Source organism: Pseudomonas sp. QE6, assembly GCF_041379005.1.
In the GTDB taxonomy this organism is placed as follows: domain Bacteria; phylum Pseudomonadota; class Gammaproteobacteria; order Pseudomonadales; family Pseudomonadaceae; genus Pseudomonas.
Genome location: NZ_CP166873.1, coordinates 571505 through 593182, shown reverse-complemented (window position 1 = coordinate 593182; position 21678 = coordinate 571505). Strand labels below are relative to the sequence as shown.

The following is a 21678-nucleotide window of genomic DNA, read 5'->3' as shown; positions in this document are numbered from 1 at the left end:
ACAATCAATTCCATGAATCGAAATTGATCTGCTTGGAGCAACAAGTTCTATCAGGACTGGACGTCTAGAACGGGGCCTTATGCACAGTGCCCGGCGTTTTGCTGAAGAAATTGAATATTCATTGTGAGGTCCATCACGGCTTTTTCTAATTGCTTGTTTTTAAAGAATTTAAGAAGAAGTTCGGAAAATGGCCAAAGCGCCCCGGTGCCCTCTGGGCTGGGCTTGAGCGCGATTTTTCTCGAGGATTTCAACAGAGTTATCCACAGTCGCTGTGGATGGATGGCTGGAACGCCCGTCTCAGGTGCGTTCCGCGAGCAGGAGCAGATTGCGGGGTGTCATGCGCGGCTCGCAGAAGCCGCCGAGGGTGACCTTATAGCCGCGCTCCTGGAGAAAGAGCGCTCGATCCAGCAGCAGCCACAGTTCCAGTGGGCGACGGAACAGCCCGCGCAACAGTTCCAGGTTGCGCACCACGGCCAGGCGCTTCCAGCCCTGCGCCTCCAGGTCCGACCAGTCGCGTTCGGTGGGGGAGGGCAAGCCTTTCAGCGCGGCCAGGTCGCGGCAGTAGTCTGAGAACGGCTTGTCGAGCCAGGTCGGTGGGACCGAGGGGACCGGCAGGTAGTCGTCGGTCCCCCGCAGATCCCGTTGCAGCAGGTCGAAGGCCAGGCGGCGCGCCATCGAGCTGTCGCGCTGCCGGCGTACGCGCGCGCCGGCGGTGACGGTTTCGGCCAGCGGCAGGCGCAGGTCGTCCCGCGACAGCAGCAGTGTCGAGCCTTGTGCAGCGCCGGAGAGGGGTTGGTAGTTGTCGCTGTCGATGCGGTTATAACAGCAGGGCGCGACGGCCAGTTGGCGGCAGCCGCGCTCGCTGGCCAGTTGCAGCAGCCGAACGTGCAGGTCGCCGCAGGCGTGCAGGGCCACTGCCGTCTGCTCGCTTTCCAGGTGCTCGGCGGCATTGGCGGCAAGCACATCCTGCTGGCAGTGGATGGCCTGCAGCTCCAGTCGGTCGCTCAGGCGCTGCCCGTCTTCCACCAGGGCGGCGTCGTATTCCAGGCTGAGCAGCGGATTGCCATCGCGTGCCAGCAAACGGCCGAGATGGCCTTTTCCAGCGCACCAGTCGAGCCACTGGCGAGGTGACTGGGCGAAGCCCAGGCGGCTGGCGAATGCCTCGATCTGTTGCCACTTGCGGCCGGGCACATCGACGGTCAGGGCTGTGGGTAACTGACCGAGCGCGACGGCTGGCAATTCCCCGACGGCGGACAGCTGTGCGGCACGGGCTGCCAGTTCGGGAAAGGGTGCGGGAGCGGGCAGCTGTGCGGTGAGGTGGTGGTCCGCATCGGCCTCTTCCAGGCTGCGGCTACGAAGCCAGCCGGCCAGCTCCGGGTGTTCGCGCTCCCACGGCAGTTCGAGCACGGTGAATGGCTTCGGCCGCCAGAGCGCCTGGTGCTGCAGCAGATACTCGTCCAGCTGCAGAAAGCGCTGGAGCAGGTCGGTACCGGTCAGGGGAATGTCGTTCGGGTGCACGGTGCACGGCGGGCAAGGTCACGGGGCGCGCAGTATAGCGGCCCCGTGCCTCGCTGGGCGTGCCGATCAGCGGCCTTGCATCATGTCGACGCGCAGCCAGTGCTCGACCAGGCGGAAGATGCGGGTCAGCAGCAGCGTGATCATCAGGTAGAACACGCCGGCCAGGCAGAAGAACAGCATGGCCTCGTAGGTGCGCGCGATGATGGTGCGGGTCATGCCCATGATGTCGAACAGGGTCACGGTGTACACCACGGCGCTGGCCTTGAGCATGAGGATCACCTCGTTGCTGTAGGCTGGCAGGGCGATGCGCGCCGCACGCGGCAGGATGATGTGGAACAGCGCCTGACTTCGCGACATGCCCAGCGCGCGGGCTGCTTCCACTTCACCGACCGGGATGGCGTGGATGGCGCCGCGGAGGATTTCCGCGATGTAGGCCGCCGTGTGCAGGGTCATGGTCAACAGCGCGCACCAGTAGGGATCGCGCAGATAGGGCCAGAGACTGCTCTTGCGCACCGCATCGAACTGCGCGAGGCCGTAGTAGACCAGGGCCAGTTGCAGCAGCAGCGGTGTGCCGCGGAAGAAGAAGACGTAGGCATAGGGCACTGCGCGCACGTACCAGTGTCGCGAGGCGCGGGCGATGCCCAGCGGTATTGCCAGGCACAGGCCGGCGACCACGGCGATGGCCAGCAGCTCCAGGGTCAGCTGCACGCCCAGGAGCATCTTCGGCATCCACTTGATGATCAGCTCGAAGTCGGTCATAGCTCGTTCCTCACGAAGCCACGGCCGGCGCGGCGCTCAAGGTAATGCAGGGCGGCCATCACGAAGATGGTCAGACCCAGGTAGATCAGTGCGGCCACCATGTAGAAGGTGAAGGGTTCCTTGGTCGCGTTGGATGCGACGCTGGCCTTGCGCATGATTTCGTCGAGGCTGATCAGCGAAACCAGGGCGGTATCCTTCAGCAGGATCAGATAGAGGTTGCCCAGGCCTGGCAATGCCACGCGCCACACCTGCGGCAGCACCACGCGCCAGAAGATGCGCGGCGCGGAAAGCCCCAGCGCCTGGCCGGCCTCGCGATGTCCCTTGGGGATCGCCAGCAGCGCGCCACGGAACACCTCGGTGGCATACGCGCCGAAGCACAGGCCCAGTGCACAGGTACCGGCGGCGAAGGGCGACAGGGCGAACTCGGGGTGGCCGAACAGGTCACCCAGGGCGTTCAGTCCAGTCACGGTGCCGAAGTAGATCATCAGTACCCAGAGGGTCTCGGGTACGCCGCGCACCACGGTGGTATAGAAGCCACCGAGCATGCGCAGGAAACTGTTCTTGGACGTCTTGGCTACCGCGCCCAGCAGACCGAGGATCAGTCCGACGCAGACTGCGGAAAGCGAGAGCTTGAGTGTCATCCAGGTGCCGGCGATCAGCTGATCGCCAAAGCCGTGCAGGTCGAAAATCATGGGGAATCACGCCTGAGGGCGCGCGCCGCCCGAGTCCGGGCGGCGCGGCACGTGCATCAATAGATGCTGAAGGGGAAGTACTTTTCGTTGATCTTCTTGTAGGTACCGTCGTCGACGATTTCCTTCAGAGCGGCATTCAGCTTGTCGCGCAGCGGGTCACCCTTGCGCACGGCGATGCCGATCTTGTCGTTGTCGAACACCGGCTCGCCCTTGAACTCGAAGTCCTTGCCGGCGTCGCTCTTGAGCCAGTCGTACTGCACGAACTTGTCGGCCAGTACGCCGTCGAGGCGGCCCGAGGAGAGATCGAGGTAGGCGTTTTCCTGGGTGTCGTACAGCTTGATGGTGACGGTGTCGGACATGTTGTCCTCAAGCCAGGTACCGGCAACGGTTGCGCGCTGGGCACCGATCACCTTGCCTTTCAGGTAGCCCTTGTCGGTCTTGAAGTCGGTCGACTTGGGCGCCACGAACTGCAGCTTGTTGGTGTAGTACGGGCTGGTGAAGTCCACAGCCTGCTTGCGCTCGTCGGTGATCGACATGGAGGCGACGATGAAGTCGAACTTCTTGGCGTTCAGGGCGGGGATGATGCCGTCCCAGTCGGAGGTCACGACGTCGCACTCGGTCTTCATCTTGGCGCACAGTGCCTTGGCGATGTCGACGTCGAAGCCGATGACCTGGCCGCTGGCGTCGATGCCGTTGAAGGGCGGGTAGGCGCCTTCGGTGCCGATGCGCAGCTTCTCCGCGGCGATGGCGTTGCCCCCGATGGCCAGAGTGGCCGCGACAGCCAGGATGATCTTCTTATAGTTGTTCATGCAGTGATGCTCCGTTAGCGGTGGCTGGACATGAATTGTTTGCAGCGTGCCGATTGCGGGTTTTCGAATACCTGCTGCGGCGGTCCCTGCTCTTCTACCAGGCCTTGGTGGAGGAACACCACCTCGCTGGAAACCTGGCGGGCAAAGTTCATTTCGTGGGTGACCAGCAGCATGGTACGGCCTTCCTCGGCGAGCGCGCGGATGACGTTGAGCACTTCCTGGACCATTTCCGGGTCGAGTGCGGACGTCGGCTCGTCGAAGAGGATGACCTTGGGCTGCATCGCCAGGGTGCGGGCGATGGCGGCGCGCTGCTGCTGACCGCCGGAAAGCTGGGACGGGAAGCTGTGGCGCTTGTCGGCGATGCCGACCTTGGCCAGCAGCGCCTCGGCGATCTCGGTGGCTTCGGCGCGGGTCTTGCCCAGCACACGGCGCGGGGCCTCGATGATGTTGTCGAGGATGCTCATGTGTGGCCAGAGATTGAAGTTCTGGAAGACGAAACCCAGCTCGCTGCGCAGGCGGTTGATCTGCTTGCCGTCGGCGGCGACCAGCGATCCATCCTTGGCTTTCTTCAGCTTGAGTTCTTCACCGGCGACCAGGATCTGGCCCTGGTGCGGGTTCTCCAGCAGGTTGATGCAGCGCAGGAATGTGGATTTGCCGGAACCGGAGGAGCCGAGGATGGAAATCACATCGCCGTCGCGGGCAGTCAGGGAAATGCCTTTGAGCACCTCCAGGTCACCGTAACGCTTGTGCAGATTACGGATTTCCAGTGCGGGTATGGCCTCGGCCATAGGGGGCTCCTCTATTGTTATTAGGACGCTCTCGCAGCGGGGTACTGCAGAATCGGGGCCATCCTGGCGAGGGGCAAGCTAACACGCGTCCCAGGGGGCGCCAAGCGCTCATCCGTCGCTGTTCCCCGCGATGGCGGCAAGTTGTCGCATTGCCACAGTGTGTTGTCGCCTGGGCTGAACTCGCGGGGTGGGTAGGGGATCCGTCGCGGGGGCGCGATAGTGCCAGCTTCCGCTGAGGCGGAAAAGACCGGCGGCCTGGAGGCCGCCGGTTTCGATCATTGCATCAGCTGGCGCAGTTGCGGTGACGGATCGCTGATGACCTCGGCCGGCGTCACGTCATCCTCGGACTCCGGGGGCTGGCTGGCCATCAGGTTCGGGTGACCGGAGAGGCGGGGAATCGGCAGCACCTTGCCGTCAGCCAGATCTGTTGCGCCCGGCTCGCTGGCGTTGATCGGCGACTTGCGTGGTTGCGTCGTGACGTGGAAGTCGGTGATCTCGATGATGCCCTTGCCTTCGGCCAGCAGGTGGAAGGAGAAGGCCTTGCGTGCCTCCTCGTTGTCGAACGAGAAGGTGACCGCCAACGGCTCGTTGCGCTTCACCAGGGGGAATTCCGGCATCTGGATGGGGACCGGCTTCTCGAAGGAGCGGGTCTTGAGCGTGACCTTGGCGCCATTGGCGTCCATCTGGATGGCGCGAATCTTCAGGCTCACCGTGGTACGCGAGTTGGCCGGGAACTCGAGGTACTGAGCGCCGATCAGGTTGTCGGTGTACTCATTGTCGATCTGCGGCTTCAGGCGAATGCGTTCCTTGGTCGCGAACTGGTATTCGCGGGTCGACTGGGCGTTGACCACCGACTGGTCGAGGATGTCGGCGCGGGCGGTCATCAGGCGGGCATCGCGGCCACTGAAGCGGCCTTCGAACTTGGCGCTGTCGGCGATGAATCCATCGCTCTTGTAGCGCCGGCAGACCTGCTGGAAGTCGCACTCGGTGAAGGTGCTCTTGCCGTCGTGATAGCGCTGCATGCCATTGGTGAAGGAGACCATCTCCCGCCCTGTCTCGTACTCGCGGAACAGCGAGCGGCCGGCGATATCCTGCGGCGCCTTGATGGCGAAGTAATCGAGGACCGACGACTCCAGGTCCACGTGGCCATAAACACCGTCCTTCACCGGTGGCAGCGCGGCCTGCTCAGGAGCGAACACCAGGTTCAGGCCCCAGGCCGAGGCGAGACGCACATTGTCGATGCCGTGGGACTCGTCGGAGGTGACTATCACCAGGGTGTCCTTCAGCACGCCTTTCTCTTCCAGACCCTTGAGGAAGGCATCCACGGCGTCATCCAGATAGGCAATGGCGGCCTGGCGCGGGGTCGGGTACTTGGCCAGGTATTCCGGGGTGGCCGAATAGGGCTGGTGGGTGCCGACGGTCAGCAGGGTGAGCATCCACGGCTGCTTCTTCTGGCGCAACTGGCCGACGTAGTCCAGCGCACCCTCGAAGAAGGCCTTGTCGTCCATGCCCCAGGCGAATTCCAGGTACGGTTTCTTCTTGAACCAGTCGCGGCCCAGCGTCTTGTCGAAGCCCATGGCCGGCATGACCTTGTCCTTGGCCATGAAGCGCAGTCCGGCCCCTTGCAGGAAGTGGGTGCTGAAGCCGGCCTGGTGCATCTGCGCCGGCAGGCACTCGGCGGCGCGGGTCGGATTGCCCAGCAGTTCGACGCCCTTGGGCGTGCCGTTGTCCAGCTTGCTGTAGTCACCGCAGAGCATGGCGTAGAGGCCGCGGATGGTCTGGTGGCTGTGCACCACGTAATCCGGGGTGGTCATCGCCCGCTCGGCCCAGGTGCTGAGCTTGGGCATCATCGATTCTTCGTAGCTGCTGCTCAGCGCGGCGCGGTTGGTGGCGACGTAGGCGCCGGGAATACCTTCCATGGCGACGATCAGTACGTTCTTCGCCTGGCCTCGGCCGGTCAGCAGCGGTGTGCCATTGAGGTCGTGCTGGGTCAGGCCGGTGACGTCGGGTCTGACTTCCGGCAGGTCGCGGTCGCGCCAGTCCTGGTAGGCGATTTCGCCGCCGGTGATGGCGCGGGAAACCAGTTGGTGCGGCAGGTTGAACTGCTTCCACATCTCCGCGTCGCTGGGCTGGAAGTACTGCAGGCCGAAGTGGCCGGCCAGCAGTGCGGCCGGCAGCGCATAGGCGTAGCGCGGCAGCGGCTGCTCGCGACGGCGCCAGAGCAGGGCGCAGAGCAGGATGCCGATGCCTATGGCGATCGCCAGGTGCTGGTGATTCAGGCCGCCGCCTTCGGTGGAGTTGGCGACGAAGGTGGGATCGGCGAGGAAGTGCAGGTCTTCCGGCGCGGGCATGCGGCCCACCGCGCTGACCAGCTCGGCGGTGCCGATCACCGACAGCGCCCAGACCAGCATCACCGGGACGGCGATGAACAGTCGTCGGCTGTGCAGCGCGACGACGAGCAACGAGCCGAGCGCGAGATCGGACAGATAGCCCTGTGGTGTGCCCCAGCCAAGGCTATGGCGGCCAATCAGGGGGATCAGCAGGAAAAGGGCAGACAAGGTGGCCAGGTTGCCCCGTGAATTCCACCAGCGAGTGAGTGTGCGCACAGTGACTCCGCTATGAAACATCGAACTTCCGGAGGGTATCCCGCCAAAAAGGCCGGAGTCGTCCAGTTCGTCATGATTCTGAAAGAACAACCTGCTACGTGCCAGTAGACAGTGTAGATCGGCAAACATTCGACACGATTCGTGCGAGGGGGTGGGGGCGAGGAGGAATTTTTCGGGCGGAAACGAAAAAGCCCCTGAAATCTCGCGATTTCAGGGGCTTTCGGAAGGCTTGGTGCCAGGGACGGAATCGAACTTTTGCCTGTGGGCTGCGAACTTCAATGGTTTTTCTGTTTGTTCGCTGTGATCTACTCACAAATCTACTCACATTTGTGCAGATGACACCTACGGTACCTTGTTCGACTTCCACGGGATGGGGTCTGGCTCCTTGGTTTGCTCGCCCGTTACAGCGTGAACAGTCACTGCTGGCCAGCCATTCATTTTGATGTAGTGCCTGATCCCATTCTTCTTCAATACGCGCACCTGGCCCGCTTTAGTCCTGGCTCCGGTCAGTTCGCAGATTTCCTCGTGGGTTAAGAACTCTATGGGCATCGCCTTGCCTACCTTAGCTTTCTGAATGGCTTTGGAGGAAAAATGCCTGGAATAGAAGAAATAGACCGTTTGATGCGCCTTGACGAGGTGCTCCACAACACTGGTCTGGGCCGCAACACGGTTTATCGTCGGATGCGTGAAGGCACGTTCCCGAAACAGGTCAGACTTGGCCCAAAATCCGTTGCTTGGCGACAGTCGGACATCATGAAGTGGATTGAGAACCCATCAGCTTACGGAGTCACGCTGAATCTCTGATCCGCAATACCGTAGTGGTGCTGCAGTCGGCGTGTCTGGCTGTAGCACGGATCCCCAGGCCTGCCTTCAGCAGTTCCTTCACCCGCTTGTGCAGATCGGCATCCACAGGGCGCCCTTTGTACTTCCCTTCCGCCTTCGCCTTATCGATGCCCTGGGCCTGGCGTTCGCGGCGCTGCTCGTAATCCTTACGGGCGATAGCGGCCATCATCTCCACCAGCATCGAATTGATGGCGCTGAGCATGCGGCCGGTGAACTCGTCGCCCTTGGTGTCAGCCATGCCTTGATGGCTGGTGGGCAGGTCGAGCGCGACAATCCGCAGGCCCTTGGAGTCGATAGCTGCCTTCAGCTTCTGCCAATCCTCGGCCGGCAGACGGGAGAGGCGGTCGATGGACTCGACCAGCAGCACGTCACCCTTCTTCGCATCCTTCAGCAGGCGCAGCAGTTCCGGCCGGTCAGCCTTGGCTCCGCTGGCATTCTCCATGTACTCCGCGGCGATCGCCTGGTCATGGCTAGCGGCGAATTGCTCAAGGGCTTCGCGGGCACGACTGGCATCCTGCTCGATGGTGGAGGCGCGAAGGTAGGCGCGAATGAACATGATCCCTCTCCTGTATCACTTTGGGTGCTTCATAAATACTGTTGCACTTTGAGTGTTACTTATCAAGGGATAAAGCCAAAAAAACCTGAATCCGGCTGTATCTGCCCAGGTATGCCTTTAGGGGACAGTCGGTGAAGTGGTAACCAAGGGCGGTAACCAGTAGTGGTAACCACCAAAGGTAACCAGGCTGATCGCGCACCAGGAGTGCGTGAAGATGCTGCGTGATGAGTGCGTGAAATGGGCAAAAAAAGGGCCGGCAATGCCGGCCAAACCCTGATCTCCTTGAGGAGTTACCCCCGGGAGCCTGTGTGAATCAGGTGGTGCGGTGCGTGAATTCGACCGCAGCGCTAACGGGTACTGAATCGGCTGCGCTGTTCTCTACCCTGACCCGACGATTTGTGTAGAGCTCTCCGACCTCCATGGCGGCCTGGCGCAAGATCAGCAGGGCGAAGGCATAGTTCCTGCTCTCCTGGGCGCACTCAGCCATCCTGTTGAGGGTTCGCAGGCGGTAGGCGCGATTGGCGATGGCAACGTGCGCCATTTCGTCCTGGAACTGCTTGCGGGTGTCGTGGAAGAGGGTCACCCACTTGGCCGCCAGTCCTTTGCCGGAAACCTTGGTGGGGTCGTGCGCCTCGCACTGCTGGCGGGTGACGCTGACTCCGAATTGCTTCTTCACCGTGTCGGCAACTTGCGACGGGGTGTCAAAGCAGGCCAGGGCCTGAACGATGAAGGCCCTGACCTCTGCCGTCAGCCTTGCTCTCACGACTTCCCAGAGCTGCCAGGCTCGCGCTGCGGGAACTCAAAGGCTTGTTCAATGCGGATGCTGTTCCGGCGAATCTCGGCAATGAAGAACCGACCTCCTGCCGCGAACTCAGGCATCCGATCACGCGAGAGTCGGCTCTGGTGCTGGGCAAGAGTGATCATCCCTTGGCGATCCGCGCGGATACCCGTCGGAAGGTCTTCGCGGCACCAGAATGGCGCAATGTACTGACCAACGATCAGTCCGGACTGAGCGGTGTCTGCCCCAACTTCCCGACTGACTGAATACCCGACTACTTCTCCCTTAGCCGGCGAGTATCCGACCAGCACGAGATTGGCGCCGAGATGCTCATCCGGCGATTGGTGATGAACGCGGCAATGGTTGATGACATCCATGAGGAAGCGCGGCAGATCGTCAGCCAGTGCTTCCAACGTGCCCTTGAAGCTGACCAGATTGGGGCTCGCGGTCGCTTGGACGAAATCAAGTCCGCGGAACCCGATGACAGCATTGATGTGAGGAAGCGCAATCAGCTTGCAGCCATCCACGAAGGATCCATCTGGCATAGCTCCTTCGGTATCGAATCCCACCAGGCCTAAGTCAGGCGTGATAAATGCGTTGAGAATGCTCATCGTGCGCCGACCTCCTTGTTTTTTTCATCGATCCCGCCGGCAATGTCCTCCTTTGCTTCGAGGAGTAGGCCAATCTCCGCCGGTATTCCTGCAGATGCGAGAGGGCCAATCGGAGTGAAAGAGCCAACCGTGGCTCCAATAACGGCGCCTACTACTTGCCCGGTGCTCATGCCTTGTGTGCTCATGGTTATGCCACCTCTTCGGTAGGTTCATTGTCGTTATCGTTATCGCGAGAAAGACGATCCTGGACGCGATCGATGGTGATGGGGTGGACTCCGCTCACTAGGTCTTGAGCGCTCTCGCCTGCGGCATCGATGCGGTCATCCAGGTTGATCCCGCCATCTCCGGCGATGATGGAAAAGGCAGTGCGGACGGCTTCCTGAGCGTCTTCGGTAGCGAGAAGAAGCTCCTCGATCTCTTGGGCCTCGCGTGGGTTGGCGCGGATCAGGGCTTCGCGCTGAACCTTGGCGTACCAATCTGCACTGACCCCAGTGAGCTCACGAGGCAGACGAAGGGCTGCGTCCACGTAGCGCTTGTCAGTGCCCATGAACAAGATCGAAGTGCGCCGCTCTGGTGGCATCTCGCGCAACTGCGTGGCGAGCGCCAAGTCGATTTGAACGGTGGTGAAATCGCCGTCTCGATAGGGTTGGACAGCGGAGAGTTTGGAGGCTCGCTCCTGGATGGCGGTACGAGCCCCGTCCAGTTTTCGCTGAAGCTGGCCGAGGAAGGACAAGCGCTCCTTGGCGCTTTTCTGGCCGTCCTCAAGCTTTGCCAGGTCGGAGCGACGGGGATCACTCTGAATGTTCTGATAGGCGATCTGCAGGCCTGTGACGTGGTTTCTGGCGTCGCTCGCGATGGCGTAGAGCTCAGCGAAGACGCCGGTTTCCGGAAGGCGCCACATCCCGATGATGCGGTCCTTGCCACCCGAGGTGGCGCGAAGGGTTTTCACTGTCATGGTGTCCTCTCCATTGCCGCTCAGCGACCGGCTGCCTGTTCTTGCTCGATGCGATGACGCATCCCTGCGACTTGGGTGGGGGTGAATCCGAAGATGTCGAAACCGTTCTGTGCCGGCTCGAAGGGCGACTTGATCAAGGCGCGCAGGGTGTTCTCCGCCTTCCACCCAATAACGCGGCCGGCAATGCCAGCGATGTGTCCCATGCCGCGGCGGGCAATCTCGACGTGCTGTCGATCGAGCTGAATGCGCGCTGCGGTGTCGGGATCGGCTGAGCGCTTTGCCTCCTTCCACACCTCACGCATGAACTTCGTTTCGTGGTCCAGCAGGGCGAGCGGAGCGGGGGCGCGGAGGAGGGCGATCATTAGGCGCTCATGCTTCGCGGGATCACCTTGGACCTGGTCGAGCATCTGCAGGCGATCTTGGTTCTTCATGGAGCGCCACCAGTCGCGAATCTCACGATCCTCGATGGCGGCTACCGTGTGCCCCTGCTCAATGCTGGGGAGGGCATACAGGTGGTTTTCCGCGTTGGTGATGGTGTTCTCGAACAGTCGAATCTGACCGGCACCGGAGGCGATGCGCCCGACCAGCTCCGCTTTCACAGGATCGGACTTCTGCTCGACGCCCAGCGATGACAGGGTGCGGTCATCGCCGATTGCCTTCAGCTGGGTGATGGCCTCGCCGACGATGGGTAGGGAGTTGTGGAAGACCTGGATGGGGTAGGAAGTGAGATCGCCGTCGGTGATGACCGGCAACTCGAAGCGGTGGCCACCGAGCAGGTTTACGACGGTGCCGGAGTCGCTGCGTTCGATTTCAAAGCTCATGCGGGGCCCCTATGGATTACCGGCTCGCGCCGAGCGCTTCAGGAAGCTGGAGGAAGGGTTTGTTCTCGGCCAGCGCTACCAGGAGGGCGGCTGCCTGCAGGTCGCCAGCGTCGGCGGCGGAGCGGATACGCCCCCATGCCGTAGTGACTTCTGCTTTGGTGGGTCGGACCTGATGACCTCGGGTCTTGGTGTTCATCGTGATTCCCCTCTGAGTTACGAGATAACGTCACACCTCAAGGGCAAATTAGGCCTAATCTGGCTGTATATCCAGTGATTTTATGGTGTACCCCAGCTGATACACGGTATGGGACTGAATGGGACGATGGAGCCCAGGAAAATCGGATGAAGGGTTGGTCGATTCGTTGCACAAATTGTCGACCGCCCATAGTGATACGAGGCGTACACGTTTCGTGACCATGCGTGACGAAACCCAGAGGAAACCTATTCGGTTTGCCCTGGGTTAGCCTGGTGCTGATCTACGGATACCGCGGTGGTGAGACTGAAGAGCACACCTGGATGCTTTGCTGAAGCAATTAAGGCTGTTTGCGGTAAACCAACAAGCCAGCTTGTGGAAAACCAGCAAACTGGAATGGGGAAATTCCGCATCCTGATCTCTTGCATGGGGTTTGTTCCGCGAATCAGGGGCTGCCCCTTTAGGGACTAAAGAAACCCCTCGCGTACGCGTGCGCGCGTATTGGTCTCGAAACCCCCTTTAGGGACTCCGAAAACTCGATTGCATGGGGTGTTTCGCGAATGAGGGGGGGGCGAGGCGGTTTCGTCCAGAACTGTCCAGAATTCAACGGCCGGCAATGTCAGGTTTTGTCAGGTTGTACAGGCTGCCAAGTGGAGGTTCGCAGTACGCGCGTTGAGGGTGCGAAATTTTCGTGCGAACCAGTTGCGAACCTGTCAAAGCGAGCAGGCTGGTCCGAGTGGGATCTGTTGGTCTGCTTCGCTCTACTGTGGCGAAAACGCCTCAGTGAGGCGAGATTGGCACACTTTGCTGGGCTAAGCCGGCGCTCAACTCGCTTCAGAGCCGGCTCGGACAAAAATCCGAGGTCGGAAATTCTGCGCCGTGGGGCCGCGCGCACTTCTGAGCCCATTTTCGAGCTGTAGAACAGGTAGATCAGAAGAGCTTTTTCCCAGGCTGCGCCTGGTAGATCTAAGAAGGAGTCCACTTTCTGGACTAAGTTAACCCCCTCCATGAGTCCACTTTCTGGACCGATGGAGGGGATTTAAACACCTCAGCAAGCAGCCATGAGTCCATTTTCTGGACGCAATGCGTCCACTTTCTGGACTGGGTTTTTTGTTCTTTCGAGGCTGAATTTCCGTGGAGGTGTAGCGGTGGTGGAGACCTCAATCTTGCCGTCACACGGATCGATGGGCCTCCAGGTGACTGCGTATAAGGCGCAGCAGCCACCAGGCTTTATAAAGCGCCCCTCCCGGGTGCGCACGATCAGATCGCGCTCCTGAAGCTCTTCCAGGGCCTTGGCGAGCGTCGTGCGACTGTTCATCCCCCATTGCTTGGCTTGGGTGAAGGATGCGCTCAGGTCGCCGTTGTTCGCGCCGCGGTACTGCCGGAGCAGGCCGAGCAATACCTTGAGCGCGCCACCAGAGAGAGACCGGAAGTCTTCGCTGTCCATCACGGCGTGGGGGATGGCGGCAAAGCTTCCAGATTCTCGGCGACCTTTGGACTTAGCGAGGTTCCGGGCCACTGGCGCCGTCCTCGTACTGCTGTACCCTCTTCAGATGCTGTTCGAACCGATATCCGGTTTCACACAGGCCGCCAGCAATGACCTGCAGAGCAGAGAGTAGGCCGCCCAACTCATAGTCTCTGAGAAAGTCCTGCTGAGATTCATCAGCCTTGCGGCAGATGTCCTCAAGGATCAGCTTGCCGATGGTTTCGACGGCGTAACCAGCGTCGCGCATGAGTTTCGCGGACTCATAGCCGAGGGGATAGACAGTCATTGCTCACCCTCTTCTTTTTGTGCGGCGGCAAGCTCCTTATCCATGTCATCCGCGCGCTGACCGGAATAGGTCATAAGATCGTAGGTAAGGTAATTGACGAGCCCGACCAGGGTCTTGGCGCGCTCTACGCGGATTTCCAGTGAGGCGTTTCCGCCAGATAGCGCCTCGTTGATGCTCACCGAAATGGCGTTCAGCCAACTAGCCTGCTCCTTGCAATACCGGGCGTGCTCGATGCCGTCGTCCGCCACGCAGGAAATGTGCTGAGCTTGATCAGTCAGGTTCATTTGGCACCGCCTTGCGCTTCCAGGGCGCGAGCGCGGGCCATGGCTTCGTTGTAGCGAGCCAGACGGACAGATAGGGAAGAGTCAGCGTGGAGAGCGGCCAGAGCACATGCGCGATGGAAGCGAGCGTGGGCTTTGTACGGATTGAGGGTGAGGATGCGACGCTTGGTCATGGGAACAGTCCTTTCCATCGGTTTGATTCCCGCCGCCCAAACGCCAATTTGGGAGGGCAGGGCCGTGCGGGTTGGCGTACCGGGGAAAGGTCCGGCGTGCCCGAAGGCACCCACACACGGCCCGCCCATTGAAGGGTGCTGCCATGCCGCGGACACAAAAAAACCGCTCAGAGGCGGTGTGTCCGCCTTTCCCAACGGGACGCCAATCCCGACTGCCGAATTTGCGGCAGCAAGGCGACTATAGGACCAGGTTCGCGGGATCGCAAGAGTCATGCTGCGCGCCTCCGATCACAGACCATCATCGCCAGGGCGCGCTGGGCACGCTTGAGTTGCGATTGAGGGATGCTGTAGCGGATGACGTCGCAGTCCTTGCCCCAGTGGGTGGGAACACGCTCTGGCAGACGCTTGAACTCGATACCCCAGTTGTTGGCCAGAGCGCTGATGGTGGAGTTCAGGCAGTGATCGCCGATGCGCTCTGCTTCGAAGCGGTTGAGAGAGCCGCCAGCAACCAGGTGGGCAAGCACACGGCTGAGCTTGGTAGGGGCGTTGGCGACCGTGATATTATTACGTTGAGATACTTGAGGGCTGGCCTGTTGGTCGGCCTTTTTTTTGTCCATTAGGCGGCTACCCCGCGAGCTTCGGCGATGCGGGAGTCCATCCAAGCGTGAACCTCATCCTCTGACCAAACGACGGTCATCGGTCCGAGATTGATCTGTGGGGGAAAGGTGCCAGCAGCAATCCTGCGATAGAGATCTGACTTACTGAGAGAGGTGAGGGAAAGCACCTCTTTGATGCGGATGAAGCGAGCAGTGGGAGTTGTTTTGCTTGCCATCGCCTTAGCCTCCTTGGGGCTGATCGGGAGCGATGGCCGGAAGGTAAAAATCTAAGGAATGAGCGTCACCGCAGTTGCGGAAAGATAATTCGCAATTGCGGGATCAAGACTGCTCCGAGAGGGCCTTTTTTGCCGATGCAAAGATGGTCTCAAGGCTCCTTTTGCTAAGCCCTCTCATACCAGGGTATTTCTCAAGCAGTTCGGAAATAACGGCAGACTGATTCCTGCCTGATTGGCGTGGCTGTTTGAGCAGTTCGAGGAGGGCCGCTATGGCCAGCCTGTAGGATGGTGCTTCGTCATTGCTGATTCTTTCTCGGGCTGAATATCGATTGGCTACCCCGGTTCTGCAAATGGGATAGCTCTCAACCCAGTCTTCGATGGCAGTTACGAATCGAATTTTCTCAAACCCTGGAATGTTTATTGGGCTTCCAATCTGGATAGTTCCGCTAGTGCCGTCTTTGGGGGGGTGGTACTGGTCGGCTTGGTTCGCGATCCGTGCCACCTCGAATACCTCCTTGGCATGGAACCACAGATTCTCCAGCTCATACGGGTCTAGGCTAGCGAGGTCAGCTGATGAGTAGAGAGGTGCAAGATGCTCCGAGTTGCTGCGCATTTTGGCGCGACAGAAAAACAAGGGCTCACCTTCAGTCGTTCTGGCTTCAGGCATATGGATGCCGCCGAAAACGTAGATTGCAGTCGAAAGTCTCGGGATGCCTATTTCGCTAAAAGCATACGGTTCTGCGTCAGCGCCATTGTTGATCTCCACGGCGGACTCTTTCGAGAAACCTACTAACAGATAATCGCATCCGAGAAGGGGGCTCAAGAATCCATGATCTACCAGGCGGCCGATCATCTCGATGCTGACTTCTTCGCCCGATAGTGAAGAAAGAAGCTCGACGGTATCGGAAATGCTCAGTACTTCCCTGAATTTCAAGAACTTGCTCATAGTGCCTCCCTTACGCAGTTCGCCTTATTCCGACAACCTTACCGCCAGTGCAAAGCGCGTCGATCTCGTTCGCCCAGGCTTGCATCATCTGTCGGCGCTGATCGAGGTAGTGGGCGTGATTGTAGGTGTCGCGGATCTCGTTATCGTCACCGTGGGCTAGCTGGCGCTCGATCCAATCACGGTTGTAGCCGCGGTTGTTCAGCTCGGTGCTAAGCAGGTGACGGAATCCGTGGCCCGTTTGCCTGCCCTCGTAGCCGAGATTGCGCAGCGCCTTGTTAACGGTGTTCTCGGACAGGGGGCGGACAGGATTTGCCTTGCCAGCGAAGGCGAGTTCATAGCGCCCGGTGATCTCCTGCAGGTTGCGCAGCAGGTCAACCGCCTGGGTGGGCAGCGGAACGATATGGGGGCGTCGCGCCTTCATCCTTGCCGCTGGGATGGTCCAGATGGCGGCTTCCAGATCGAACTCACTCCAAGGGGCTTGGCGTAATTCGCCAGGGCGCACGCCGGTCAGCACCAGCAGACGAATAGCGATCTTGGTCGATGGATCGCAGGACGCACTGGAGAGTAAATCCAGTAAGGCTGGGAGCTCTGCCAGTGGGACATGCGGGTGATGCTTCGCCCGAGGTACGTGGGCGGCCACCACATCGAGATCTGTAGCTGGGTTGGTGGTCACCACGCCCTTAGCCAGGCCAAAGCGGAATATCTGGTTGAGCCATTGGCGGATTTTGCCGGCGGCGTTCAGGGTTCCACGGGCTTCAACCTTACGAACCAGCTCTACCACTTCAGGCCTGCTGATCTCCGACGAAGGCCGCTTCCCGATAGCGGGGATGATGTCGTTGTCCAGGTACAGACGCGCCTTGTAGGCAGTGGCTTCCGCCCATCGCGGAGCGCTGTAGTCGTACCACTCATTGGCTAGACGCTCGAAGGTGTACGCCTCAGCCTCTCTAGCGCGCTTCTCGGCTTGCTTGTGGTGGGATGGGTCTATCCCAGCGGCTACGTGCGATCGTGCAACGTCGCGCAATTCTCGGGCCTTGGCGAGCGTAACGGCCGGATAGGCTCCAAGGCTGATCATCTTGGGCTTGCCGGCGAAGCGGTACCGGAAGCGCCAGAGCTTGCTGCTGGTGGGGGTGATTTCGAGGCTCAGGCCCAGGGTATCAGAGATGCGGTAAAGCTTCTCGCGGGGCTTGGCTGTACGGACTGCGGAGTCTGTGAGAGGCACGGCATCCCTCTGAAAGCCACTCCGGGCGCCAATCTGGCGATACGGTGTGAGTAGAAAGTGAGGACCGAACTGCGTCTACTCACGAATCTACTCACAAAAATTTGGGCTTACAAGGGAACGATAGGGACCGGTAGAAACAAAAAAACCGGCTCAAGGGCCGGTTTCTCTGTGTTGCCTAGCATCGTGAGGACTGCTTGACACCTATGTTTGGTGCCCAGGGACGGAATCGAACCGCCGACACGGGGATTTTCAATCCCCTGCTCTACCAACTGAGCTACCTGGGCAACGTGGCGCGCATTAAAAGGGTTTTCGGAAAGGGTGTCAAGCGTGCCGCGAAAAAATTTTTCAAATAATACCGAAACTTACGCGTTGGGCGGGACGTAGCCCTCGGCCTGGGCGTATTCCTCTCCACTGAGGAACTTGTCCATCTCGGCGGTGAGGAACTTGCGATCCTCGGCGTTCATCATGTTCAGGCGGCGCTCGTTGATCAGCATGGTCTGGTGCTTCTGCCATTCGTCCCAGGCTTTCTTCGAGACGTGCTCGTAGATGTCCTGGCCCTTGGCTCCGGGGTAGGGCGCGCGATCGAGGCCGGGCAGCTCTTCTTTGTACTTGCGGCACATCACCAGTCGGGTCATGACATTTCTCCTGCATTCAACACGTCGGCGGCTCGTTTGAGCAGCTTCTTCACCGGGGCGGCAAGGCCGAGCCGCGGCGGGGTGGCGAGGTTATACCAGAGCCAGTCGCCCTCGGCCACGGCGGGGGCTGCGTCCTCGACGCGCACCAGCCAGGGCTCGATGGCCAGCTGGAAATGGCTGAAGGTATGGGTGAGGCCGGGCAGCTCGCGGCGATCCCCCAGGCGCAGGGCGTGGCGTTGGGCCAGTGGGGCGAGGGCGGCCAGGTCGTCCAGTTCGGGGAAGCTCCACAGTCCGCCCCAGAGGCCGGTAGATGGGCGGCGGTAGAGCAGGATGTCGCCTTCGCGGTTGGCCAGGATCGGCATCAGCGTGCGCTTGCGCGGCAGCTCCTTGCGCGGCTTGGGCACCGGGAAGTCGGTCTCGCGGCCCAGCAGGTGTGCGCGGCACCCCTCGCGCAGCGGGCAGAGCAGGCAGCTCGGCTTGCTGCGGGTGCAGAGGGTGGCACCCAGGTCCATCATCGCCTGGGTGTAGTGGTTGACCCGCGCATGCGGCGTGAAGCGCTCGGCGGCGTCCCACAGTTGCCTGGCTACCTTCGGCTCGCCCGGATAGCCGTCGCAGGCCAGGTAGCGCGCCAGCACGCGCTTGACGTTGCCGTCGAGGATCGGTGCGCGCAGGCCCATGGAGATACTGGCGATGGCGCCGGCGGTGGAGCGGCCGATGCCCGGCAGCTCGGCGAGCTGCTCGGCGTCGCGGGGGAATTCGCCGCCGTGCCGTTCCATCACTATTTTCGCGGTCTTGTGCAGGTTGCGGGCGCGGGTGTAGTAGCCCAGGCCCGTCCACAGGTGCAGCACTTCGTCTTCCGGCGCGGCAGCGAGGTCCGCCACCGTCGGCAGGGCGCTCATGAAGCGGTCGAAGTAGCCCATCACGGTGGCGACCTGGGTCTGCTGCAGCATGATTTCCGAGACCCACACCCGGTAGGGCGTGATGCCCTGTTGCCAGGGCAGGTCATGGCGGCCATGGCGGTCGAACCAGTCGAGTACCGCCGAGTTGAAGCGTTCCGGGGTCATTTCTTCTTGAGCAGCCCTTTGAGTGCGTCTTTGAGCTCGGGACTGACCTTGTCGCCGAACTTCTCTTCGAGTTTTTCGTTCAGCCGTTCCCCGGCCAGTTGTCCGGCGATCTTGCCGAGGCCGTCCTTGTCCAGGCGGCAGGCCTTGGCGCCCAGTTCCAGCGGGCCGCGGCAGCGCAGCGGCCATTCGATGCCGACGTAGCGCTTGTTCACCTGGCAGGCCGGGTCGGGCATGTCGCTCTTGTCGCCTTCGATGATCACGCCAACGCGGTAATCCATGCCCAGCACGCGCAGGTCGATGTCACCGTCACCCTTGACGGTCAGGCCGGGAATGCTCGCCTTCAGGTCCGGGTTGCTGGCCACGCCATTGCGGAAGGTCAGGTTGCCCTGCAGCTCGCGGAACGGCGTGTCCTTGCCGCCATGTTGCCCTTCGAGCGCCTTGCGGTTGAGGGTGGCGATGCCCTGGCACAGCTGCTGTTCCAGGTTGGCGTTTAGCAGCACGCCCTGGGTCAGGACGAAGTGCGCGGTGCCGTTGAGGTTGTCGATCCAGGCCTTCTGGCTGAGGCCCTGGGTGGTGATGTCGGCGTCCAGGTCGAGCAGGCCTTTCACCGGCGGCTTCTGGCCCTGGGATTCGAGCAGGCGGTCCACCGGTACGTCGGCGATATGCTTCCGTGCCTTGAGCAGCGGCACGTCCTGGCGTACGTCGAGGCTGGCGGTGGCGTTGAACTTGCCGTCGTAAAGCTCGCCGCGCATGTCGTCGAGGTTGAGCAGGCCTTCCTGGCCATGCAGCTTGAGATTGGCGTTCTCGATCGGCAGCTTGTCGAGGGTCAGCTGACCGAGCTGGAGCGCGACGTCCAGGTCGAGGGTGCGCAGTTTGGCGACCGGCAGCATGGGGGCGTCGCTCCAGGCCTGCTGGGTTGGCGCGTTGGGCAGCGGGCTGTCGCCCTGGACGGCGTTGCTGGTGGTGGCTTCGACCTCGGCCTTGCGCGCGGCGCTGGTGGCTTCCTGGGCCTTGGCGGCCTTGCCCGGCAAGTAGCGGTCGAGGTCCAGGCGGTCGCCGCTCAGCTGGGCGCGGATGGCCTGCTTGCTGAAGTCGGCGATGCCGAGGTTGCCGCTGAAGTTGCTGTCGTCGAGCTTCAGCTTGATGTCGCCCAGGTTCAGGCTGTTGCGGGTGCCGGCCAGGCGGGTGGACAGCTCCAGCTTGGTCAGGGTGTTGGCGTCGGCCATTTCCGGCAGGGTCTGGCCGATGCCATTGAGGAATTCGCGCAGGTTGAACGGCGCCAGCGACAGGCCGCCATCGAACTTGGGCTCCTTGTCCAGCTCGCGGGCCTTGAGCTCGCCGAGGGCGCGCAACTGATTGACGGTGATCTTCAGACCGTTCCACTCGGCGACCTGGGCGGCCTGGTCGAGAATCAACTGGCCCTGGGCGCTGTAGTTGGCGGTCTTGCCCTGCAGCGGATCACCGGAGACTTCGCCGGACAGCTTGGTGTCTTCCAGTTGATAGCGCTTGAGGGCGCGGTCGAAGCGCAGGTTGCCGGTCAGTTCGGTGCGGGCACGGATCACCGGCTGGTTGCTGCCCAGGTAGGCGCTGAACTTGACCGGGATGTTGCTGCCCTCGCGGATGGCGCCAGTGGTCAGTTCGATGCCCTCGGCCATGTAGTTCTTGCCGCTCTGCGCGTCGGCGTAGTCGATGCGTGCGTTCTTCACCGTCAGGCTGTCGATGTCGAGCTTCATCGCCTGGTGCGATTCGGCGGCGGCCGGCTTGGCCGGTTCGCTGGGCGCGGGCGCCGGCTGCGAGGCGGGTGTGCCGCCGGCCGGCTGGAGGGGCTTGCCGATGTTCTCCCAGTTGCCGGCGCCCTTCTTGTCGCGGCTCAGGCTCAGGTTCAGGCCTTCGACGCGGATGTCGCTCATCTGCAGCTCCTTGCGCAGCAGCGGCAGTACGCGCACCGACATGCCCAGCAGTTGCACGTCGGCGAAGGGCTGGTTGGGGGCCTGCAGGGTGGCGACGCTGGTGTCGTGCAGTTCCAGGCCCAGCCAGGGGAACAGGCTCCAGCCGATGTCGCCCTTGAGGTTCAGCTCGACGTTGGCCTTGTCGCGGGCCAGTTGGCGGATTTCGTCCTTGTAGTCGTTCGGGTTGAAGAAGTGGGTCAGCACGAAGCCAGCTGCGACGAGTAGCAATAGCAGGCCCAGCACAACGATGCCGAGAATTTTGCCGAACGCTTTCATGACGGGTCCTTGTTCAGGCGGCGGGTGGGGTAACGGAAAAGTATATCAACGTCACACCCGCGCCTCAGATGGGGAAAGGATGCAGGAGCTTCCAGATTTGAGCGGACGGTCGGCGCACGGTTCCCCGGAGTGCCGCTGCTGCCGAACCAGTCGCAGTAATGGGGCTCGCCCGGCTCAGGCTGGCAGCAGGGTAAGCCCGAGGCGTTCGGCGAAGGCCGCGGCGTCCGCTTGGTCGGCCGGCGCGCTCAGGCGCAGCGCGGCGCCCTGCAGGATGGCCAGGCGCTGGGCTTCTTCCAGAAGGCGCCGGGCCACGCCGCGTCCACGGGTAACCTTGCGTACGCACAGGCGCGAGAGGTTCCAGGTGTCGGCATTGCGCTCGATCCAGGCGGCACCCAGCAGGCGGTCGTTGAAGCGGCCGGTCTGCAGCAGGCCTTCGCGCAGGCCGTGGTCCACCAGCTCCTCGGCGCTGGCGAAGGGCGCCAGCAGCCAGTCCGGGGCGTCGGCATAGATCTTCAGCAGGTCCTGGCGGTCCTGGTCGCTGGGCTGGGTCAGGTGCTGGACGATGACGGGCATGGACGATTCCTCGGTGGCGGTCCGGCAGT

At 61.6% G+C, this 21678-nt stretch carries 26 protein-coding genes and 1 tRNA gene; 1 reads left to right on the top strand and 26 read right to left on the bottom strand.

What is annotated here, in order from left to right:
* Window positions 1–297: 297 nt before the first annotated feature.
* From ACAW63_RS02695 to ACAW63_RS02665, 7 genes are all read right to left on the bottom strand, one after another.
* Window positions 298–1518: a methyltransferase gene (locus ACAW63_RS02695; protein ID WP_371231502.1), complete on the bottom strand. Its 1221-nt coding sequence runs from the start codon at window positions 1516–1518 to the stop codon at window positions 298–300.
* Window positions 1519–1584: 66 nt separating this feature from the next.
* On the bottom strand, window positions 1585–2277 hold the full coding sequence (locus tag ACAW63_RS02690) for an ABC transporter permease (protein ID WP_371231500.1): 693 nt from the start codon (window positions 2275–2277) through the stop codon (window positions 1585–1587).
* Complete coding sequence (locus ACAW63_RS02685) at window positions 2274–2969, bottom strand: ABC transporter permease (RefSeq protein ID WP_371231498.1); 696 nt, start codon at window positions 2967–2969, stop codon at window positions 2274–2276. Before ACAW63_RS02685 ends, ACAW63_RS02690 begins: the two co-directional genes overlap by 4 nt.
* Window positions 2970–3025: 56 nt before the next feature.
* Window positions 3026–3778, bottom strand: a complete 753-nt coding sequence (locus tag ACAW63_RS02680; protein WP_331319686.1) for an ABC transporter substrate-binding protein — start codon at window positions 3776–3778, stop codon at window positions 3026–3028.
* Window positions 3779–3792: 14 nt separating this feature from the next.
* Window positions 3793–4566 (bottom strand): ABC transporter ATP-binding protein, encoded by a 774-nt coding sequence (locus tag ACAW63_RS02675; RefSeq protein WP_207886302.1) that lies wholly within the window; start codon window positions 4564–4566, stop codon window positions 3793–3795.
* Window positions 4567–4841: 275 nt separating this feature from the next.
* The gene (locus tag ACAW63_RS02670; protein ID WP_371231496.1) at window positions 4842–7172 is read right to left on the bottom strand and encodes an LTA synthase family protein; all 2331 of its coding nucleotides are present in this window, start codon (window positions 7170–7172) and stop codon (window positions 4842–4844) included.
* Window positions 7173–7514: 342 nt separating this feature from the next.
* Entirely contained in the window at window positions 7515–7817 is a 303-nt protein-coding gene (locus ACAW63_RS02665; RefSeq protein ID WP_371231495.1) for a DUF4224 domain-containing protein, read from the bottom strand.
* On the opposite strand from ACAW63_RS02665, the gene ACAW63_RS02660 reads away from it, so the two are divergent.
* On the top strand, window positions 7764–7976 hold the full coding sequence (locus tag ACAW63_RS02660) for a helix-turn-helix transcriptional regulator (RefSeq protein WP_371231493.1): 213 nt from the start codon (window positions 7764–7766) through the stop codon (window positions 7974–7976). The genes ACAW63_RS02665 and ACAW63_RS02660 overlap by 54 nt on opposite strands.
* Here ACAW63_RS02660 and ACAW63_RS02655 read toward each other — a convergent pair.
* From ACAW63_RS02655 to ACAW63_RS02565, 19 genes are all read right to left on the bottom strand, one after another.
* Window positions 7960–8571: a recombinase family protein gene (locus ACAW63_RS02655; RefSeq protein ID WP_371231491.1), complete on the bottom strand. Its 612-nt coding sequence runs from the start codon at window positions 8569–8571 to the stop codon at window positions 7960–7962. The genes ACAW63_RS02660 and ACAW63_RS02655 overlap by 17 nt on opposite strands.
* 313 nt (window positions 8572–8884) lie before the next feature.
* On the bottom strand, window positions 8885–9334 hold the full coding sequence (locus ACAW63_RS02650; protein ID WP_371231489.1) for a DUF2280 domain-containing protein: 450 nt from the start codon (window positions 9332–9334) through the stop codon (window positions 8885–8887).
* Window positions 9331–9960: a hypothetical protein gene (locus ACAW63_RS02645; protein ID WP_371231488.1), complete on the bottom strand. Its 630-nt coding sequence runs from the start codon at window positions 9958–9960 to the stop codon at window positions 9331–9333. Before ACAW63_RS02645 ends, ACAW63_RS02650 begins: the two co-directional genes overlap by 4 nt.
* Window positions 9961–10147: 187 nt before the next feature.
* Window positions 10148–10915, bottom strand: a complete 768-nt coding sequence (locus tag ACAW63_RS02640; RefSeq protein ID WP_371231487.1) for a hypothetical protein — start codon at window positions 10913–10915, stop codon at window positions 10148–10150.
* 20 nt (window positions 10916–10935) lie between these two features.
* Window positions 10936–11736, bottom strand: a complete 801-nt coding sequence (locus ACAW63_RS02635; protein ID WP_371231485.1) for a hypothetical protein — start codon at window positions 11734–11736, stop codon at window positions 10936–10938.
* Window positions 11737–11752: 16 nt separating this feature from the next.
* Window positions 11753–11932, bottom strand: a complete 180-nt coding sequence (locus ACAW63_RS02630) for a hypothetical protein (protein ID WP_371231483.1) — start codon at window positions 11930–11932, stop codon at window positions 11753–11755.
* Window positions 11933–12977: 1045 nt separating this feature from the next.
* Complete coding sequence (locus ACAW63_RS02625; RefSeq protein ID WP_371231482.1) at window positions 12978–13376, bottom strand: hypothetical protein; 399 nt, start codon at window positions 13374–13376, stop codon at window positions 12978–12980.
* A gap of 52 nt (window positions 13377–13428) precedes the next feature.
* Window positions 13429–13701 carry a hypothetical protein gene (locus ACAW63_RS02620; RefSeq protein ID WP_371231481.1) on the bottom strand — a complete coding sequence of 91 codons (273 nt, stop codon included), beginning with the start codon at window positions 13699–13701 and terminating at the stop codon, window positions 13429–13431.
* Window positions 13698–13985, bottom strand: coding sequence for a hypothetical protein (locus ACAW63_RS02615; protein ID WP_371231479.1), 288 nt, complete (start codon window positions 13983–13985; stop codon window positions 13698–13700). The genes ACAW63_RS02620 and ACAW63_RS02615 overlap by 4 nt, the downstream gene beginning before the upstream one ends.
* Entirely contained in the window at window positions 13982–14155 is a 174-nt protein-coding gene (locus tag ACAW63_RS02610) for a hypothetical protein (RefSeq protein ID WP_371234833.1), read from the bottom strand. Before ACAW63_RS02610 ends, ACAW63_RS02615 begins: the two co-directional genes overlap by 4 nt.
* 269 nt (window positions 14156–14424) lie before the next feature.
* A complete protein-coding gene (locus tag ACAW63_RS02605; protein ID WP_371231477.1) occupies window positions 14425–14772 on the bottom strand; it encodes a hypothetical protein in 348 nt (115 codons plus the stop codon).
* On the bottom strand, window positions 14772–14987 hold the full coding sequence (locus ACAW63_RS02600; protein WP_371231476.1) for a helix-turn-helix transcriptional regulator: 216 nt from the start codon (window positions 14985–14987) through the stop codon (window positions 14772–14774). Before ACAW63_RS02600 ends, ACAW63_RS02605 begins: the two co-directional genes overlap by 1 nt.
* Window positions 14988–15090: 103 nt before the next feature.
* Window positions 15091–15933, bottom strand: a complete 843-nt coding sequence (locus tag ACAW63_RS02595; protein WP_371231474.1) for a hypothetical protein — start codon at window positions 15931–15933, stop codon at window positions 15091–15093.
* A 10-nt stretch (window positions 15934–15943) separates the two neighbouring features.
* Window positions 15944–17152: a tyrosine-type recombinase/integrase gene (locus tag ACAW63_RS02590; RefSeq protein ID WP_371231473.1), complete on the bottom strand. Its 1209-nt coding sequence runs from the start codon at window positions 17150–17152 to the stop codon at window positions 15944–15946.
* 208 nt (window positions 17153–17360) lie between these two features.
* Window positions 17361–17436, bottom strand: a tRNA-Phe gene (locus ACAW63_RS02585).
* A 78-nt stretch (window positions 17437–17514) separates the two neighbouring features.
* Entirely contained in the window at window positions 17515–17787 is a 273-nt protein-coding gene (locus ACAW63_RS02580) for an oxidative damage protection protein (RefSeq protein WP_371231471.1), read from the bottom strand.
* A complete protein-coding gene (mutY, locus tag ACAW63_RS02575; RefSeq protein ID WP_371231469.1) occupies window positions 17784–18851 on the bottom strand; it encodes an A/G-specific adenine glycosylase in 1068 nt (355 codons plus the stop codon). The genes ACAW63_RS02580 and mutY overlap by 4 nt, the downstream gene beginning before the upstream one ends.
* Window positions 18848–21076: an AsmA family protein gene (locus ACAW63_RS02570; protein ID WP_371231467.1), complete on the bottom strand. Its 2229-nt coding sequence runs from the start codon at window positions 21074–21076 to the stop codon at window positions 18848–18850. The genes mutY and ACAW63_RS02570 overlap by 4 nt, the downstream gene beginning before the upstream one ends.
* 174 nt (window positions 21077–21250) lie before the next feature.
* Window positions 21251–21649, bottom strand: coding sequence for an acetyl-CoA sensor PanZ family protein (locus ACAW63_RS02565; RefSeq protein WP_371231465.1), 399 nt, complete (start codon window positions 21647–21649; stop codon window positions 21251–21253).
* Window positions 21650–21678: the final 29 nt, after the last annotated feature.